This is a genomic window from Aquirufa sp. A-Brett2-W8 (genome assembly GCF_054558755.1).
In genome coordinates this window covers 181,531-200,815 of the sequence record NZ_JBPXKS010000005.1, presented here as the reverse complement: position 1 = coordinate 200,815, position 19,285 = coordinate 181,531, and the positions used below count along the sequence as shown (strand labels likewise).

Sequence of the window (19,285 nt, the reverse complement as noted above, 5' to 3'; positions counted from 1 at the left end):
TTTTTAGGTACTATTTTTTCATTTTTTTTATTTTAAATAGTAGTATTCTCTTAATAAGCTCACAGGGGGCATATTTAACCTTTATAATACCCCAGAGAAAGATACTTTGGTCGGCAGAAATATCGATTTAATTGTGAATTCGGTAATCGGTAAACTAGGCATAACACGTAGATAATACGCGCATAATCTAGAAAGACCCTCCTTAGATAATTACAAAAAACACAAAGAAGAGATTTTTGCTTAATTTTGGACTATGTCATCCTTCGACCCTAAAATCATCCTTCCTACCCTACCCGAAGATCCGGGGGTGTATCGCTACTTCGATGAAAGCGGTACCATCATCTATATAGGTAAGGCGAAGAATTTAAAAAATAGGGTCAGTAGCTATTTCACTAATACGAAAGGAAAGGACAATAAGACGCGGCGGCTCGTTTCGCAAATTCGGAATCTGGAGTTCACCATAGTTCACTCAGAATTCGATGCGCTGCTGCTAGAGAATACGCTGATCAAGCAGTTTCAGCCTAAGTACAATATTCTATTAAGGGATGATAAGACCTATCCATTTATTTGTTTGACAAAGGAGCGTTTCCCGCGCTTAATTACGGAACGTAGGATAAATCATACTTTAGGAACGTTTTTTGGCCCTTATGCGAATCCTAAACTAATGCATGCGCTGCTTGAGATGTTGCATCAACTGTATCCTTTGCGGACATGTGCGCTTAATTTGAAGGAATCGAATATCGAGGCAGGGAAATTTAAAGTTTGTTTGGAATACCATATCGGCAATTGCAAGGGGCCTTGTGAGGGTTTAGAGTGGGAAATGCGCTATATGGAGTACATCGATCAGGTATCACAGATTTTAAAGGGTAATTACCAGAAAGCGAAAAGCTTCTTTATTTCCCAAATGCAGGACGCCTCCACCCGCCACGCCTTTGAACAAGCGCAGGAATGGAAAGAGAAATGGCATTTATTGGAAAACTTCCAAGCGAAGTCGACGGTCGTGAATCCATCGATCCATGATGTGGATGTGTTTTCGATGGTATCGGATGAGTCTTTGGCCTATATTAATTTCATGAAGGTCATTAATGGAACGATTTTGCAATCGCAGACCTGGGAGGTAAAGAAAAAATTAGAGGAAGAGGAGGCAGAATTGTTGACGATGCTGATTTGGGAAAAAAGAGATCAGTTTCAGAGTAAGGCCAAAGAGATTATAACTAACATCCCCATGTCGATCGAATTTGAGGGGGTGAAAAATACCTTGCCGAATCAGGGCGACAAACGAAAGTTGTTAGACATGTCCTTAAAGAACGTCTTGTATTTCCGTAAAGATAAGGCGGATCGAAAGGCTGCCGAAGAAAGTGGAGGGGATCGCAAGATGCGTGTGATGATCAAATTGAAAAATGATTTGCGACTCACAGATTTGCCTAAACATATTGAATGTTTCGATAACTCGAACTTACAAGGGACTAATCCGGTCTCCGCGATGGTCTGTTTCATGAATTCACTGCCTTCGAAAAAGGATTACCGCATCTTCACGCCTAAAACGGTGGAGGGGCCAGACGACTTTGCGACTATGCACGAGGTGATTACCCGAAGATACACGCGCTTATTAGAAGAAGAGGCCGAATTACCTGATCTCATCATCGTCGATGGAGGCAAGGGGCAGTTAAGCGCTGCCTGCGATGCGCTGAAGGCCATCGGATTGTATAGAAAGATTCCGATCATTGGTATCGCGAAACGGTTAGAGGAGATTTATTTTCCTGAAGATAGTTTACCCTTATATATAGATAAGAAATCGGAGTCGCTAAAATTGATTCAGCAGCTGCGGGATGAGGCGCACCGGTTTGGGATTACGGCACATCGAAATAAGCGAAGTAAAAACTTTATCGTGTCGCAATTAGAGACGATGGACGGGATTGGAAAGTTGACGGCGGAGAAATTATTGAAGACTTTTGGGACGGTGGCGAAGCTGAAGGAGGCGTCGGATGAGGATTTGGCCAAAGTCCTAGGCAAAATGAAAGCCCTCAAATTCAAAAAGCAACTAGGAAACCTCTAGAATTCAGAAGTAAACTGGTCGACATCAATCGCGCGGTAGTTTCGGTATACTTGTAAAATAATCGCCAAGGCAATCGCCATCTCACAAACTCCGACTACTAAGACAAACAGACTGAGGTAAAGCCCCTGCATCGAAGGATCATTCTTCGAAAAGGCGACTAAATTTAAATTAGCCGCATTCAAAATCAGCTCAATGCCCATCAAGACAAAAATCGTATTCTTCTTCAAAAGCAAAATCGTCAGACCTGTCGCAAAAAGAAAGGCAGATACCCACAAGAAATAAAGTACCGGTATATCAGTCATGGTTCTTCGCAACAAAGGTGGCACCTATTAAGGCAATCAATAAAAAGACTCCGGCTAATTCGAAAGGAAAAGCATATTCAGTCAATAAGCCTAAACCCACTTCTCGCAATTTGGAATTGCCAGTGACAGGAAGATTATTCATCCAGGGTCCTTTCGTGAATAACCAAAATAGGCCTAGAAAAAAGGATAAACCGATGGACATCGGCAATAGGCGACTCGACTCCAGCGTCATCAAATGATTTTTACTGGAAGCTGTATCGGTTTGATTTGTTTGGTTTGTTTGATTTGTTTGATTCGTTAGCATAATCCCAAACAAGATCAAGATCAGCACCCCTCCTACATAAACTAAAAGATGTGCCACCGCTAATACGTCCGAATAAGCTAAGACATACAATCCGGCTAAACCGAGCATGGTTAGAAACATAGCTAATGCAGCGTGCAATAGATTTTTCGTCCACAATAGGGACAAAGCACTTCCGCATGTCAATAAGGCTAAAACCAAAAAAGCAATTACGAGCGGGCTCATTCGGCGTCTGGTTTAGGTTTTGGATTGAAACTAGGCTTAAAGGCAGGTTTGAAAGCGGGTGTAGGGTTTGCGGCCTCAGTTGATTCCGCAGGTGCTTCGGTTTTCACTGCTTCTTTTGCAGCTTCCTTCAAGGCATCCTTCTCCGCCACGAACTGCTCATATAAAGCACGCTTTTCAGCTGCCTGCTCCGGAGTCAAATTCGCAAACTCAAAATTATGTTCCTTCACATCAAAGACCGAGAAATCGTATTCCGAGGTCATCGTCAAACATTCCGTGGGGCAAACTGTGGTGCAAAGGCCGCAGAAGCAGCATTTGGACATGTCAATATCAAATTTAGCGGCATATAAACGGATGGGTGAACCATCTGAAGTGGTGCCTACTAAACCCGTCGCTTTAATCGGATCAATTTCAATGCAATCTACCGGACATACCTTCACACATTTATCACAGACGATGCAATCATCCATTTCGTTATGCAATTGGTAGCGGCCGTTGACCGGGGGTATCATTTGTTGTTGCGGGTATTGAAGTGTGACAATACCAGCTTGCTGATTAAAATAATCAGGGTCTTGGATATTTTGAATGCTGCGTTGCTCGCGCGCCGCCCAGGCATGCTTCCACGTCAAAGCCATCCCCTTTCGGATACTCTGAATTCCCTCTAAAATGTCCTGAAAATAAGCTTTCATCTTAAAAATAGATCGCTGGATAAGTTGATGGATCGGATTCGCGCATAATCTCATATACTGCATCCACCACATTTTCTGTGTTAGGCTTAGAGAAATAATCCCCATCCGAACTGTAGGCAGGACGGTGAGCAGTAGCAGCAATACAAACAGCTGGACTTTCTAACCAGGTAAATGCTCCCTGTTTGTCCAAAACTTCCTGCATCATATAGGCCGTTGCTCCTCCCGGCATATCTTCATCTGCGAAGATTACCCGGTGTGTCTTTTGAATCGACGCTAAAATACCATGATGGCGATCAAATGGCAATAAAGTTTGCGCATCAATCACTTCCACCGAAATCCCTAATCCTGCCAAAGTCTCCGCCGCCTCCATCACAATTCGACACATAGAACCATAGGTGACTACAGTAATATCGGTTCCTTCTCGCAAAATTTCTGTAACGCCTAAAGGCACTTCGATCTCATCTAAATTAGTGGGCATGGGCTCCTTTAAACGATATCCATTCAAACATTCAATCACAATTCCAGGGTCATCCCCTTTCAATAAAGTGCGGTACATACCCGCTGCTTTTGTCATATTGCGTGGCACACAGAAATGTACACCTCGTAAACCATTAATTAAAACAGCCATAGGACTACCAGAATGCCAAATTCCCTCCAAACGATGTCCCCTAGTTCGAACAATCATTGGCGCTTTTTGGCCTCCTGCGGTACGGTAATGTAAACAGGCCCAGTCATCCGATAAAATCGGGAACGGGTAAAATATATAATCCAAATATTGAATCTCTACAATCGGCTTCAAACCGCGCATCGAAGCGCCTATTCCCTGACCTACGATACTCACTTCGCGAATACCTGTATCCGTTACTTTAAGTGGTCCATAAATTTCTTGTAATCCGGCTAGGGTTTGGTTTACATCCCCTATTTTCCCTACATCCTCGCCCAAGATAAATACCCGTGGATCTTCTAAAAATTGAGCAAATGCTTTGTTCAAAATCTCTCTTCCATCGACCAAAGCCGGCTCTTTTTCATAAGTCGGCTTTACGCCCTTAATTAATAAAGGGGACTCATCGGACTCACTCATTTGGTGAGAACTAAAGCGTCTGCGGTTTACTTTCTCCAGGTCATCTAACCATTTACGGAGTAATTTTACGGCAGGACCTTGATAAAAACGGAACGCCCGCAAAGTCTTGCGACCCGCTCGAACTAAATCACTGAAAATAGGATAAGGTAAGTCATTTAATTCATCCAGAATGGGTTGCAAAAGACCCGGTTCATTAGTGGATTCCAAAAGACTTTTCGCAATACGTAAAAAGCCTTTTTTATCTACATCAACCGATGCCATATAAGCAGCAAAAGCCTCTTTTTGGTATTTCCTCGCTAATACAACGGCCTCCTCATCGATGGCCTTTAACTGATCTTCTGAAGCAAAATTTTCAGCTAAAACCCATTCGCGAAACAAGGCATTGCAATCCGCCTCCTGTTCCCAAGCTAATCGCTCAGAGGATTTATACCGTTCATGTGAACCGGAGGCAGAGTGCCCCTGAGGTTGCGTACATTCAATCACGTGGACTAAGCAAGGAACAAAGTCTTTTCGAGCTAAATCCGTCGCGCGCTGATAGGCCGCCACTAATCCCGGGTAATCCCAGGCTTTCACTTGTATTATTTCTACTCCTTTTTCTTGCTCATTACGCTGAAATCCAGCTAAAGCCTTCGATATAGATGATTTTGTCGTTTGAAATTCGATAGGTACCGAAATACCATAACCATCATCCCAAACAGAGAAAATGATCGGTATTTGCAACACGCCTGCCGCATTAATACACTCAAAAAACATGCCTTCTGATGTGGATGCGTCCCCAATCGTGGTGAAACAAATTTCTTGGCCTTGTTTCGAGAAAAGAGCCTGATGATCTTTAAGATCCGCTCTTTCACGGTACATTTTCGAGGCATAAGCGATTCCCAAAGCGCGAGGTATTTGACCAGCAGTAGAGGAAATACCTGCCACGGTATTATAACGAGAGGTTTGATCCACCCATTTACCTTTCTCATCTAACCAACGCGTCGCATGGTGGTTATTCATCTGACGACCCCCAGAATGTGGATCAAATTGAATATCCGGATGTCCGTATAGCTGAGCAAAATACTGAGGCCAAGTTAAATCACCTATAGCTGCACCTATCGTTTGATCCCGATAATAGCCCGAAACATAGTCCCCAGGGCGCATAGATCGAGCTAAAGCGATTTGGCATAACTCTTTACCATCCCCATAAATACCAAATTTCGCCCGTCCTGAAAACACCTCTTTGCGCACTAAAAGACTACAGGCACGGCTGATAACAGCTAGGCGATAGTCCTCTACTACCCGGATAGGGTCGAACGTAAGATTAGGCTTAGAAAAAGTAAATGAATTCAAATGCTGGGTCTTATTAAACACGTAAAAATACAATAAAATCCTCGCCCTCCAAACAGAATCCGGTCAAGAAACTTGGCGAAATCTTTTTTTGTTTATAGATTTGAAACGTATATAAAACCAATGAAAATAGTATGAAAAAAATAATCGCCCTATTTGCTCTAATTTTAGGCTTCGCATTTACTTCGAATGCACAAGGTGCTTTGAAGTTCAAGCAAGAAAAGCATGATTTTGGAACGATCACAGAAGGAACAATTGCTACTTATAGCTTTGAATTCACTAATACAGGAAAAACACCCGTAGTTATTTCTAACGTTAAGCCTTCATGTGGTTGCACTACGCCAGATTGGACTAGAGAGCCAGTTATGCCAGGTAAAACAGGTAAAGTTACAGCGTCATATAATTCAGTTGGCCGTCCAGGAGTCTTTAACAAGACCGTTACTGTGATGAACAATGGTGAGGCGTCTCAAATTGTTTTAGCCATTCAAGGAAGTGTAGCTACGAAAAAATAATTCGAAGCACTTCATAAAAAAAGCTCTCTGTTCGTAACAGAGAGCTTTTTTTTAGTCACGGTTCTTGAGACCTTCTGTCTCTCGCAGGCCGTTAATCCAGCCTGCAATCTTCAAGACATCTGCCTTAGGCACATGGCTCATAGGTGCCATTTCGGTCGCATAGTCTGGCCAGTTTTGTGGATTAGGTTTATATACTAATTCTAAAATCTTCTGATTCGAATAATTGCGTTTAGCGATTTCCGTGAAGGCAGGTCCGATTAATTTGCTGTCTTTCGCGTGGCAAGCGGAGCAGGTGTGCTTCTTCAATAAACCAGCAATGCCTAATTCATAACCCATCGAGTTTTTAACAACTCCTATTTGCGTTACCTTCGTGAAGATTTCGTCCTGAGGTGCCGCCGCTACTAAGGCGGGCCCCGCCGGAATCTGATTCAAAGTATAGTAAGCCGTTTCGTGTAATAAGGGATCTCCCTTTTCATTCAGAACGCCCTTCAAGATAAATTCGTGGATGAAAAATTGACGAATTCCATCGATCGAGATACGCACCTTCTTGTGATCGGCAGAAACCTCTACTCCTTTGATCTTTAAGTCTTTCAACTCAATAATGGGAGAACCGTATTGATGTTGGTATTTGTAGATATACGAACGAATCGCATAAGATGCCGCTTTCTTCACCGAATTCACATCCACTGGCTGCGTAAAGCTAAATTCGAAACCATCTGATTTTGCCTTAATCATATCAATCTCAAAAGGCATAATCCCATTCCAAAATAAGCGTTGTAAACCGAAATCATCTTTTCCTGTACTTCCCCATCCGCGAGAGGTCATTCCCACGAACATGCTACCATCCAGACCAAAACGTTCTCTTAATATACCCGACTGAAAACCTTCGCGGTAATTAATCGCGAATCCTTGATACACGCCATTGATTTTCTCTAAACCCATACGCATTACCTTGGATTGCCCCTGATCTGACACGAAATATTGACCCGGGAAAGGACTGAATTTGCCTTTCGTTGTGTCTTGTAGCACATCTGAAGTCGAAATCCCCATAATCGCATGAGGGAACCAAACCGCCGGCAATTTAATCTTCGGATTTTTCTTCGCTGCCTCAAACATAGGCGAGCCATTATCTTGAATCTCTTCTAAGCTAAGTTTCAATGGGCTATTAGGTTCTTTGGCCCATTTAAGACCGCCTGGATTCCCAGCGAAATCTCCCTTAGCAAGGTGAGTTACCCGACCTGAACCGACCCAATCCCCCTGGTTTTCACCGTAGAAAAGATCGCCCTCATCGTTAAAGCTATAACCAGCAGGAGAACGCAATCCACCTGCAAAAGGCTCCATTTTGCCGTCTGGAGAGATTTTAACGAACCAGCCACGCCATTTAGCAAACTTACCTTCACCAAAACCCACCCACGCTAAATTCAAACTCACCCACATGTCCCCATTCTTATCGAAAACTGGGCCATAGGTATATTCGTGGTAATTCCCGGATATATCGAATTGATAGACCGGCTCATACAAATCTGCTACTCCGTCGCGATCAGTATCCGAAATCTTCGTCAACTCCCCACGCTGTGAGCAATAAAAAACGCCATCCTTGTACGCTAAACCCAATACCTCGTGCAAGCCGCTAGCAAAACGACGGTAATACGTCTGATGGCTTGATTTTTGGTACGGATTTTCTACAATCCAAATCTCCCCTCTTCGCGTACTTACCGCTAAACGGCCATCCGGCATCGGGGCTAATCCACCTATCTCTAAATAAATCTCTTTAGGAATCGGTAGTGTTTTGATTTCGTAATAATCTTGCTCCTTTTTAGGAGTCGGTTTTGTTTGTGCAAAAGCACCTAGGGCTAGCGTAAACAAAATAACAAAAGCTGTATATTTTTTCATCGTTACCAAATCAAGTCATAAGTTAGTTGCGCCCCCGTAAATGGCACGCGAATTTGTTGCGATCCAGACACCGTTTTAAGTAGTTCGGCTGCGGCCCCTATCCATTCTATGAAATTGCCCGGCTGTGAAGCAAGGCCGTTTTGTAAAATCGATAAATGATGACCCGTTGCTAAAACGGCCTCCACATCATTCTTTTGCGGACTCGCTCCCACTAAAGTCAGCGTGCGACTTAAACCGTTTCCAGCGGGCTGAATACGATCTTCTAATCTCAATTTAGCTGCTGGCCATTCGTATAAAAATACGGGACGACCCGCTTCTAAGCGATATCCTTTGTATACTAAATCAGTCGAATCTGGCTGTGCTTGGTGAGCTAAGACTAAGGGGAATTTCCCGTCTTGCACCACCGTTAATCCAAGTGGTTCTGAGGTTTGAGGTTCTCCACGGTTATCCCACATTTGGGTGGCATCTAAGAATTTGCCTCGCCAAACCTGCAAGATCGCTCCTTGCTTCAAATCATAGGTATAATGCACGCCAGCAGGATCCCCTACTTGAATGATGTACATCTTTTTCTTTCCTAAATGATAAGCAAATGAACGCTGTAAAACAGGTTCTGCATTTGCCTTCACTTCGATTAATCCTACCGCATCCGGGTCTAAAAGTGAGGTTCTATCATGCATCGAAACTAAACGAGAGCCGATTCGTTTTACATGTAAACCTAAGGCTTTCGGACCCCAAGGGAAATCTTTAATATGAATAATTTCCAATTGATGCTTACCCGCCTTCAAGAAGGTGGAAGCAGGCACCATTTCATTGAACCAATGCGCTCCTTGATTCAACACAACTCCATCCACTTTCAATTCACCTGAACCTGTCCAATACGTTTGGAACTCATAATTATCATCTTCCGGAATCGTTAATTCAGCTTTATAATGAATTAAGAAATCAGTATTTGCTGGAATTACTCGGTAGGTTAAGGCTGGTATTTTCCCTGATGTAACGGGTTTCGTAGTAGGAATAATGGGCTCGGTGAATTTGCCCGTATAATAATCGTAGGATACTTCCCCTAAGGAAGCCGTTGGTTTCTCATAGGTCTCAAATCGAATATTTCTAAAAGCTACTGGACCGTGGTCCCCTTGAATTAGGATAGGACCAAAGGGTGCTTCTTTGTCAAAAATCGCACCACGAGTCATCCCCGAAACTTCGATATTTTCATGAACGAGTATGCCATTTAAAATCACTTTCTTAAAGATGGCGTTCGCTATTTTATGGCCACTCGCATCGAAGCGAGGTGCTTGAAAATCAATTTCTAAAGTCTGCCATAAACCTGGCGCTTTACTAGCGTTTTGACGCGGAGCATACCCCTCGTATCCTTCTTTTCCCTTTCCTCGTGCATCATCCCAACGCTCATAAATACCGCCACAATCACTATATTTTACAGTTTTCTTTCCCCATGAATCGTACAATTGCACCTCGTAACGACCTTGTAAGTAAATGCCGGAATTCATGCCTTTAGGAAGCATAAAATTCATCAAAATACGAATGTCGCCATGCTGCATTGTAGACTTTAAATCATCTGTCCGATGGTATTTTCCACCTCTGAGCGTATTGACTATAACACCTTTACCCGGACTTACCTGAAAAAGCGTATCGGAATATTTCGAGAATACGGACTGCTCAATCGTCCAATTTTTACTTGGTTGGTCGAAGGCAGACAAGTCTGTCAATGGAATCGATTGCTGCGCCATTCCAAAAAAGGGCATCGAACACAGCATCGAAAAGAGCAATTTCTTCATAGCAAATTGTAGGTTTAGTCAAATCTACCGAAAATCATTTGGCCTTTTCATCGGCACAATCAGGACACTGGTAGAAATTATAATGGAAATATAAGGAAGATTCTCTTAATTTGAATTCACTGTATGCAAAAAGCATCAAAAACCCATGATAAATAAAACGTTAACGATTCGAAACTTTTTGTTGCACCTATTTTTTTGGGCTTTCTTAATCGCATTACCTATACTTTTAGGGCCTAATTCGAACTCCACTAATCCGGAAGACATTCGCCGTTCCTACTTTTGGATTATCTATATGACTAGCTTCACGGTCATCAATATCCCCTTCTTTTATCTCAATACGGAGATTTTACTCCCTAAATTACTACGAGCAAAAGGGGTTATCATTTATTTAGTGACCCTTATCAGCACGATCGCATTGATGCTTTGGTTCCATGAAGCAATATTCCATTGGGCCTATGAGTCCTTTTCCCCTGATAATCGCGGCGGTGGAGGTGGAGGACCTAGACGCGGCGCGACGATGCGGATGATCTTCCAGCTTTTATTCTATGCGGCGATCGGAACGTCCTATCGATTGATTTCAGATGGCATGAAAGAAGATGAGCGGACGAAAGAACAAGAAAACGAGCGTTTGAAATCAGAACTGTCCTTTTTGCGATCGCAAATCAGCCCACATTTCATGTTTAACGTATTGAATAGCGTGGTTTCCTTATCACGTAGAAAACCGGAGATGGTGGAACCGGTAGTGGTAAAACTATCTGAATTAATGCGTTATATGATCTATGAAACGAATGATTCCATCGTTCCCATTAGTAAAGAATTGACCTATTTAGAAAGTTATATTGACTTGCAAAAGATTCGTTTTGGCGATGATATTCTTATTAATTTCAAACATGAAATAGGGCCTAAATCGAGCAGTATTGAGCCTATGCTACTGATTCCGTTCGTTGAAAATGCGTTCAAACACGGAGTAGGCTTTATTGAAAATCCGACGATTGAAATAGAGTTGAAGGACAGCTCGAAAGAATTAACCTTCCATGTTGCAAATAAAAAAGGTGCTTCGGCAAATGAACCTAAAGACGAGAGCTCAGGTATCGGTCTTGCTAATGTGAAACGCCGCCTAGAATTGCTATATCCGAATAATCATAGTTTAATTGTGAAAGAGTCCGATTCGGATTTTGAAATTACCCTCACCATTCAACACGTTTAATATGTCAGAGGAAAGTTTAGTAGAAATACCGGGCACCATTTTAAAATGCATGGCGGTGGATGATGAGAGTTTGGCTTTGGACTTAGTCGAAGATAATATTTCCAAAGTCCCCTTCCTCCAACTCGTTAAACGTTGTAGAAATGCAATGGAGGCTGTCGAGTATTTGGAAAACAATCCAGTCGATTTATTATTCCTTGATATACAAATGCCGGGCATGACGGGCTTGCAGTTTTTAGAAAGTTTAACGAAAAAGCCCATGGTTATTTTCGTGACCGCTTACCAACAATATGCACTCGATGGATTTAATTTAGATGTCATCGATTACGTTTTGAAACCTATCAATTTCGAACGATTTTTAAAGGCCAGTCATAAAGCTGTAGACTACTTTAAAAGCAAACAAGGAACAACGAAAACAGCTGAGGCCCCTAAATTAGAGTTCCTATTCATTCATGCAGATTATTCCTTAATGAAGATCATGCTGGAAGATATTTTGTACATCGAGGGCTTGAAAGACTACATTAAAATCCACCTAAGAACCCAAAAATTCCCCGTTGTTTGTCGCATGACGATGAAGTCCATTGAGGAGAAATTGCCCTCAGCAGATTTTGTAAGGGTGCACAAGTCATTTATCGTTTCATTAAGTAAAATGGAGTCGATTCGAAGCCAAAAAATTAAAATCGGCGAGAACCACATTCCGATAAGCGAAAGTTATTCTGAGCATTTTTACCAAATCATCGGCTATCAAAAGCAATAAATTGTAACTTTGAGAATTGACCGAACATTGACGCATGTCCATTCTTAAAAAATTAGCTGGCGAAACACTATCCTATGGATTCAGTACGATCCTAGGTCGTTCACTGAATTTTTTATTGGTTTTCATCCACACAGCCGCTTTTTTACCCGCTGAATTAGGCGTAAACGTCAAGCTCTATGGCTATATGGCCATCGCGAATATTATCTATACCTACGGTATGGAGACGGCTTATTTCCGTTATGCGAAAGAAGCGCCAGAACGTTATTATAACATCATTTTAACGGCCATCATCCTGACTTCGGGAATCTTTACCCTGGGATTATTTATCTATGCTGATCCTTTAATGGCGCAACTAGGCTATGAAGGGAAAGGACAATTCATGCGGTGGTTGGCTTTGATTTTGGCTATCGATGCAGTGACGGCGATTCCTTTTGCACGGCTGCGTTTAGAGCATAAAATCTCCTTATTCGTTAAGGCCAAAACTGTTTCAATATTCATCAACATAAGCTTGAACTTATTCTTTTTGGCCTTATTAAAGCCGATGCAGGAAGAACATTGGGGTCCTGCATTTTTACAAAATTTATATTTCCCGAGCATCGGTGCTGGTTATATATTCTTAGCGAACTTACTGGCTAACGCGAGTCTATTCTATTGGTTGCGGTCCTCCTTTGCTACTTATCAATGGACTTGGGACGGAGCGGAAATGAAGAAATTATGGGTCTATTCCTTCCCCATCATGTTCATGAGTTTAGCCGCGATGTTTAACTTGATGTTTGACCGCTTACTGTTGGAAGAATTTTTACCTGCTGGATTTTACGCGGGTAGAACATCAGAAGATGCTCTGGGTATTTACGGAAACTGTTATAAACTCTCCGTATTTATGAGTTTAGCGATTCAGGCCTTCAAATATGCGGCAGAACCTTTCTTCTTAGGTTCTAAATCCGCGGAAAATAGTCAATCTAATTTAGCACTCGTAAGCCATTGGTTCGTGATCGTTTGCCTCGTCTTGTGGGTGGGTGTGAGTTCGAATTTATTTTGGATTCAAGGCCTGTTTTTACGCCAGCCTATCTATTGGGAAGGCATAGGAGTTGTACCCATTTTATTGCTGGCTAACTTATTTTTAGGGGTGTATTACACGCAGTCAGTTTGGTTTAAAAAGACCAATAAAACCTATATGGGTACGGTAATTACGGTGACAGGTCTAGCCGTTACGCTGATAGGTAACATCCTATTTATCCCCGTTTATGGCTACTTGGCCTGCGCTTATTCTTTCCTAGTATCAGCCATGGTTATGACTTTATTGTGTTATGTAGGGGGCCAAAAATATGATCCCGCACCCTACCGCTGGATGGCCGCCATCGTTTACATCAGTTTGGGAGTTATTGCCATCGAATCTGGCACTGTTTTATCGCGTTTAGAAATCCCCCTACTCATCAGCCAAAACATCGGATTTATTTGTATTTTGGCCTATATTTTCATCAAAGAATTTTCCTGGAAAAACGGAAGACCTAGCTTAGCCCTGAAATGAAATCAGAACTAAAAATGCAATACTTAAACCTGAAGCTGAAAATCGGCGGAATGGTGGCGCGTATGCAAGAATACCAGGGCACACTCATTCAAAAACAAGCCGAGCTGGATGATTTACAACAGAAACTACACACTAAATCCGAAGAACTAGCTAAATCGCAAAGACGGCTAAAAGAATTGGAGAAAAACTTTAAAAAATCAGATAATTTCGCTAAAATTGTAGCTAATACAGATAACACAGCAGTTCCCACCGCTGAGTTGAAACAAAAGTTAGAAGAATATATAACAAAAATAGATCATTGCATTGACCAATTACGCAATCCATGAATCCTAAAATCCCTTGTAATCTGATCGTTGGCATACAAAGTATCGCCTTGAAGGTTAGTCCAGGAGAGGAGGCTTACGTAAGAAATGCAGCATCCTTAGTGAACAAACTTGTTCGTTATTACGAACAGCAAACAAATAGTTCAGATCCCGCTGCTGTAATGGCAATGGTTGCTTTAGATCTGGCCATGTGTGGTTTAAAATTTGACGCAGAGCACAATTCACTCCAAGCCGACGTGCTGGAAGAAAATAATGAATTGTTATCTCTTGCGGCAGAGTTCACGGTATAATTTTCCTTTTTTTCGATTTTTCAGGGAACTAATGTATAAACACACATTCGTTCTATATGTCCACTATATTCACATTTATTTTACCCCTCATCGCCGCGGCGGGAGGACTATTTGCCGGAAAAGTATTCTTCTCGAAGGTGAATAAAAATATCGAAGGGGATGCCCAGCGTAAAGCGGAAGACATCCTTAAAAATGCAGAAATCTCTGCAGAAAACATCAAAAGAGACCGCATGCTAGAAGCGAAGGAAAACTTCCTACGCCTTCGTTCTGAATTCGAAGAAGAGTCCCAAAACAAAAAAGGAATCCTTGTAGAAAACGAACAAAAATTGCGCGAGAAAGAACGCGTTTTAGCGCAGCAAGCGGAACAACAGCGCGTAGCCGAACAAGAATTACAATCAGCTAAACAAAGCGTTCAATCGAAAGAAGATAACTACCGCAAGAAGCTAGAAGACGTAGAGAAGAAGCGCGAAGAGACGGAAGCAATGCTTGCTAACCAGATTAGCCAATTGGAAAAAATTGCCGGTCTTTCGGCAGATGAAGCACGTCAGCAAATCATGGATGCCTTAAAGGCAGAAGCAGAAAGCAAGGCGAGTTCTTTAGTGAAACAAGCCATTGAGGAAGCGAAATTGACGGCAACGAAAGAGGCGAAAAAAATCGTCATCGAAACGATTCAACGCACCGCAGCTGAACATGCGATCGAAAACTGCGTCTCTGTTTTCAACATCGAATCAGACGACATCAAGGGTAAAATCATCGGCCGCGAGGGTCGTAACATCCGCGCACTGGAAGCAGCAACGGGAGTAGAATTTATCGTGGATGATACCCCGGAAGCAATTATCATCTCTGGTTTCGATCCAGTACGTCGTGAGATTGCACGTTTATCTTTGCACCGTTTAGTGCAAGATGGACGTATTCACCCAGCACGTATTGAGGAGGTTGTGAATAAGACCCGTAAGAACATCGACGATGAGATCATCGAGATCGGCGAGAAGACGGTCATCGACTTAGACATTCACGGCTTACACCCAGAATTAATTAAGATGATCGGTCGCATGCGCTTCCGTTCTTCTTATGGCCAAAACCTCTTGCAGCACTCTCGCGAAGTCGCGAAACTTTGTGCAACGATGGCAGCGGAATTAGGATTAAATGCGAAGCTAGCGAAACGTGCGGGTCTATTGCACGATATTGGTAAAGTTTGGCATGAAGAGCCTGAGCTTCCTCACGCATTGTTAGGAATGGAATTAGCTCAGAAATACAAAGAGCATCCTGAAGTTTGTAATGCGATCGGAGCTCACCATGATGAGTGCGAAATGACTTCCATGATTTCCCCTATTATCCAAGTGTGTGATGCGATCTCTGGATCTCGTCCAGGCGCACGTCGCGAGATGATGGAATCTTACATGAAGCGTTTGCGTGATTTAGAGGCTTTAGCTACTTCATTCGATGGAGTTCAAAAGTGTTATGCGATCCAAGCGGGTCGTGAGCTTCGTATCATGGTCGATTCAGAGAATGTGAGTGACGAAAAGGCATCGAACTTATCGTTTGACATTTCTCAAAAAATCGAGAAAGAGATGCAATATCCAGGTCAAATCAAAGTAACCGTGATTCGCGAAATGCGTGCGGTGAACTTTGCAAAATAAGATCTAAATCATTTATATTTATGGCGCCGCCCGCAGGGTGGCGCCATTTTTTATCCCCTACAAGTTTAGTCTTCCATGGAAATCAAGTCTCCGCAAACCGACGCTGAATGGAAAGCCTATTATGGGTTGCGTTTCCATGTGCTCAGAGAGCCCTGGAATCAACCGTTAGGCTCGGAAGTACTCACAGACGAAGACCTAGCCATTCATGCCATTGCTGTCGAAGAGGGGGAAGTTGTAGGAGTGGCCAGGATGCATGAATCTGCCGCCAAGCAGGGGCAAGTGCGATGCGTAGCCATCGCTACGGCTGCTCAAGGAAAAGGAATCGGAAAAGCCATCATGGTTTATTTAGAGGAGAAGGCAAGGCTAAAAGGCTGGACTGAAATCGTATTAGAGGCTAGAGAGAATGCCGTGCCTTTTTACAAAGCTATAGGCTACACGATTGTTACGGAATCTTACCTTTTATACGGGGAAATCCAACACTTCCGCATGCAGAAGCAATTATAAAAAAGGCGCTACCTCTCTCGAAATAGCGCCCGTTCATTTATTATTTTCTATCAATGCGTGTGCTCTAGCCCCTGTGCGCTTGGAATCTGGTTGAATTCAATACCTGCTTTGCGCGCATCTTTGAAGGCTGCCTTCGGTTTGATGCTCAAGATTTGGAATAATTCTTCATCTGATTTCGTATCCGGATTAGGTGTTGTTAATAAGACATCCCCCGAGAAAATCGAATTTGCTCCTGCCATAAAACAGAACGCCTGGCCTTCGTAGTTTAATTCTAGACGACCGGCAGATAATCGAACCGCAGACTTAGGCATCATAATTCTCGCCGTTGCGATCACCCGAACTAAATCCCAAACCGAAGCCGTCTTTTGATTCTCAAAAGGAGTTCCCTCTACTGGCACCAAATTATTTACTGGAACAGATTCCGGATGCTCGGGAAGATTCGCTAGGGTTAACAACATGCCCATGCGATCTCCGGCACTTTCCCCCATTCCGATGATACCCCCAGAACAAACGGATAAATTCGCCTTACGCACGTTTCCTAAGGTCTCTAAACGATCATCATAGGTGCGCGTCGAAATAACATCTTCATAATATTCCTCACTTGTATCGATATTGTGATTGTATGCGTATAAACCCGCCTCCTTTAACTTCTGTGCTTGCTCCTCTGATAACATACCCAGGGTGCAACAAACTTCCATTCCTAAGGAGTTTACCCCTTTCACCATATCTAGCACACGGTCAAAGTCTTTGTTATCACGCACTTCGCGCCACGCGGCTCCCATACAAAAACGAGAACTTCCGCTATCTTTCGCACGGTTAGCCGCTTGAATTACCTCTTCGTAAGGAAGCAATTTTTGCACCTTTACGTTCGTGTGGTAACGAGCGGCTTGAGAACAATAGGAACAGTCCTCCGGACAACCTCCCGTTTTGATGGATAATAAAGTAGAGATCTGCACCTCGTTCGGGTCAAAATTTTCCCGGTGTACCGTAGCGGCTTGATAAACCAAGTCTAAAAACGGTTGGTTATAAATTTTTTCTACCTCTTCGCGAGTCCAATTATTACGTACCATATAAGCTTTATTTCTATTCAAATTCCATTAAATAAGGCATCATTGCTAAGAAGCCTTCTCTTTTTTTCCAACGATTTACCTCTAAAACGGATGAGGCCCAAGGGATATTTTTGGCTAATAAACGATCAGCCATCGATGTCTCAGAGGTAGCTGAATTTAATAATTCATCCACAAATGATTTAGCTTTTGGAAAAATCGCGACTTTGTAAGATCCTGGCTTTAATTTTGCCTTAGAAGCAGCAATTTCAATCGCCTTATCTAATCCCCCTAATTCATCCACTAAACCGATTTGCTTCGCCTGTGCTCCCGTCCAAACACGTCCACCAGCCAATGACTGCAAACGTTGTAAAGTCATCTTGCGACCAGCCGCTGCTTTCGTAGTAAAAGAAAGGTAGCCTTTGTTCACTGAATTCTGTACGACCGATTTTTGGAAATCTGTCAAAGCACCTGCCGAAGTCATAAAATTCGAATTCGCATTTGTATTCACATGGTCTTGCGTAATGCCTAAAGTATTTTTCAAGAAATTATCCACATTAAACCAAGCAGCAAAAATGCCAATAGAACCCGTGATCGTCGTAGGCTGAGCTACAATAACATCTGTTCCCATCGCCATGTAATAACCGCCGGATGCGGCATAGTTTGACATCGAGGAGATAATTGGCTTCACTTTCTTCGTTAATTCGATTTCACGCCACATAATATCTGAAGCAAGGGATGAACCACCCGGAGAATCAATTCGTAGAACGATAGCTTTCACTGATTTACTCTCCCGAAGTTTTTTCAACTCCTTTACAAAATCATCCGAACCAATATTTCCCTCACTTGCTCTTGTTCCTGAAATCTCGCCTTCTGCTACTAAAACAGCGATACGATCTTTTCCTTCTACTTCTTCGATGGGATTTTTAGCCTGTAAATAATGATTTACACTCACGTATTTTACCTTCTCCTTCTCACCAGAAGCCTTCAATAATAAGGCCTCAAATTCATCCCAATAACCCTGCTTTACCATCCCTAATTTCTCTGCATTTGAAGGCTCAAAAGCCTGCAGACTATCCGCAATCATATCTAATTTACGTACAGGAATATTTTTACTACGTGCAATTTTATCAAACACATAGGTATTAATCGATTGTAAGAAGGACGAAGTCTGCGCCTTATTTTCTTCACTCATGTCTTCGCGAATAAAGGGCTCTACCGCCGATTTATACGTTCCCACCCGGAAAACCAATGGCTCAATTTCTAATTTATCCAAGGCCTTCTTATAGAACGTATATTGAACGCTAATACCATTGAAATCCAGCAATCCATTCGGATTTAAATAGGTCTTATCCGCCACAGAAGAGATATAATAGCCTTTCTCCGTATAGGAATTTGCGTAAGCATAGACGAATTTACCCGACTTTTGGAACTTCTGAATCGCCTCCCGAATCTCCGAAAGCTGGGCATAACCCGCCATCGGAAAACTCGCATCTAAGTAGATTCCTTTAATCTTCGGATCCACTTTTGCCCGCTCTAAGGCAGACAAAACTTGAATCAAACCTACATTTTCCGTGGGAGCAAAATAGACATCGGTAATTGCCGAAAAAGGATTATCCTCCGTCGTTGCATTTTCTACAATAGGCCGATTCAAATCCAGTCTTAAAACCGAATTATCTTTTAGGTCAAACACCTCATCCGAGCTTCCAATCGCTGCACCTACGCCTGCTAAAAGCAACAAGGAGACGATTGAAAATAGAAAAAGACCAAAAACGGTCGCTAAAGAATACTTAATAAATTGCCACATAAAACTAT

17 protein-coding genes are annotated in these 19,285 nt (G+C 42.6%); 9 read left to right on the top strand and 8 right to left on the bottom strand.

The window, feature by feature from the left end; translation table 11 throughout:
* Positions 1–253 precede the first annotated feature (253 nt).
* Complete coding sequence (gene uvrC / locus ACST13_RS06035) at positions 254–2,056, top strand: excinuclease ABC subunit UvrC (RefSeq protein ID WP_459522317.1); 1,803 nt, start codon at positions 254–256, stop codon at positions 2,054–2,056.
* Here uvrC and nuoK read toward each other — a convergent pair.
* Genes nuoK through ACST13_RS06015 form a run of 4 tightly spaced genes read right to left on the bottom strand, consistent with a single transcriptional unit; the run spans position 2,053 to position 6,004 of the window.
* A complete protein-coding gene (nuoK, locus tag ACST13_RS06030; RefSeq protein WP_459522316.1) occupies positions 2,053–2,358 on the bottom strand; it encodes an NADH-quinone oxidoreductase subunit NuoK in 306 nt (101 codons plus the stop codon). The two genes, uvrC and nuoK, sit on opposite strands and share 4 nt — an antisense overlap.
* On the bottom strand, positions 2,351–2,884 hold the full coding sequence (locus ACST13_RS06025) for an NADH-quinone oxidoreductase subunit J family protein (RefSeq protein WP_459522315.1): 534 nt from the start codon (positions 2,882–2,884) through the stop codon (positions 2,351–2,353). Before ACST13_RS06025 ends, nuoK begins: the two co-directional genes overlap by 8 nt.
* Positions 2,881–3,570 (bottom strand): 4Fe-4S binding protein, encoded by a 690-nt coding sequence (locus ACST13_RS06020; protein ID WP_459522314.1) that lies wholly within the window; start codon positions 3,568–3,570, stop codon positions 2,881–2,883. Before ACST13_RS06020 ends, ACST13_RS06025 begins: the two co-directional genes overlap by 4 nt.
* 1 nt (position 3,571) lies before the next feature.
* Complete coding sequence (locus ACST13_RS06015; RefSeq protein ID WP_459522313.1) at positions 3,572–6,004, bottom strand: alpha-ketoacid dehydrogenase subunit alpha/beta; 2,433 nt, start codon at positions 6,002–6,004, stop codon at positions 3,572–3,574.
* Between the two features lie 110 nt (positions 6,005–6,114).
* On the opposite strand from ACST13_RS06015, the gene ACST13_RS06010 reads away from it, so the two are divergent.
* Positions 6,115–6,492, top strand: a complete 378-nt coding sequence (locus ACST13_RS06010; RefSeq protein ID WP_459522312.1) for a DUF1573 domain-containing protein — start codon at positions 6,115–6,117, stop codon at positions 6,490–6,492.
* 51 nt (positions 6,493–6,543) lie between these two features.
* On the opposite strand, the gene ACST13_RS06005 is transcribed toward ACST13_RS06010, so the two are convergent.
* Positions 6,544–8,385 carry a hypothetical protein gene (locus ACST13_RS06005; protein ID WP_459522311.1) on the bottom strand — a complete coding sequence of 614 codons (1,842 nt, stop codon included), beginning with the start codon at positions 8,383–8,385 and terminating at the stop codon, positions 6,544–6,546.
* 2 nt (positions 8,386–8,387) lie between these two features.
* Positions 8,388–10,178 carry a family 16 glycoside hydrolase gene (locus ACST13_RS06000; protein ID WP_459522310.1) on the bottom strand — a complete coding sequence of 597 codons (1,791 nt, stop codon included), beginning with the start codon at positions 10,176–10,178 and terminating at the stop codon, positions 8,388–8,390.
* A gap of 145 nt (positions 10,179–10,323) precedes the next feature.
* Between ACST13_RS06000 and ACST13_RS05995 the strand changes: the two genes are divergently transcribed.
* The 7 genes from ACST13_RS05995 (at position 10,324) to ACST13_RS05965 (ending at position 16,424) form a co-directional block, all read left to right on the top strand.
* Positions 10,324–11,385 (top strand): sensor histidine kinase, encoded by a 1,062-nt coding sequence (locus ACST13_RS05995; RefSeq protein WP_459522309.1) that lies wholly within the window; start codon positions 10,324–10,326, stop codon positions 11,383–11,385.
* A 1-nt stretch (position 11,386) separates the two neighbouring features.
* On the top strand, positions 11,387–12,139 hold the full coding sequence (locus tag ACST13_RS05990; protein ID WP_459522308.1) for a LytR/AlgR family response regulator transcription factor: 753 nt from the start codon (positions 11,387–11,389) through the stop codon (positions 12,137–12,139).
* 34 nt (positions 12,140–12,173) lie between these two features.
* Positions 12,174–13,667 (top strand): lipopolysaccharide biosynthesis protein, encoded by a 1,494-nt coding sequence (locus ACST13_RS05985; RefSeq protein WP_459522307.1) that lies wholly within the window; start codon positions 12,174–12,176, stop codon positions 13,665–13,667.
* Entirely contained in the window at positions 13,664–13,993 is a 330-nt protein-coding gene (locus ACST13_RS05980; protein WP_459522306.1) for a hypothetical protein, read from the top strand. Before ACST13_RS05985 ends, ACST13_RS05980 begins: the two co-directional genes overlap by 4 nt.
* The gene (locus tag ACST13_RS05975) at positions 13,990–14,280 is read left to right on the top strand and encodes a cell division protein ZapA (protein WP_459522305.1); all 291 of its coding nucleotides are present in this window, start codon (positions 13,990–13,992) and stop codon (positions 14,278–14,280) included. The genes ACST13_RS05980 and ACST13_RS05975 overlap by 4 nt, the downstream gene beginning before the upstream one ends.
* A gap of 56 nt (positions 14,281–14,336) precedes the next feature.
* Positions 14,337–15,920, top strand: coding sequence for a ribonuclease Y (rny, locus tag ACST13_RS05970; RefSeq protein WP_459522304.1), 1,584 nt, complete (start codon positions 14,337–14,339; stop codon positions 15,918–15,920).
* A 75-nt stretch (positions 15,921–15,995) separates the two neighbouring features.
* Positions 15,996–16,424 (top strand): GNAT family N-acetyltransferase, encoded by a 429-nt coding sequence (locus tag ACST13_RS05965; RefSeq protein ID WP_459522303.1) that lies wholly within the window; start codon positions 15,996–15,998, stop codon positions 16,422–16,424.
* A gap of 50 nt (positions 16,425–16,474) precedes the next feature.
* Here the strand turns inward: ACST13_RS05965 and bioB are convergent, their stop codons facing one another.
* Both bioB and sppA read right to left on the bottom strand, forming a co-directional pair.
* Complete coding sequence (gene bioB / locus ACST13_RS05960; protein ID WP_459522302.1) at positions 16,475–17,494, bottom strand: biotin synthase BioB; 1,020 nt, start codon at positions 17,492–17,494, stop codon at positions 16,475–16,477.
* 13 nt (positions 17,495–17,507) lie between these two features.
* Positions 17,508–19,277 carry a signal peptide peptidase SppA gene (gene sppA, locus ACST13_RS05955; protein WP_459522301.1) on the bottom strand — a complete coding sequence of 590 codons (1,770 nt, stop codon included), beginning with the start codon at positions 19,275–19,277 and terminating at the stop codon, positions 17,508–17,510.
* Between the last annotated feature and the right edge of the window lie 8 nt (positions 19,278–19,285).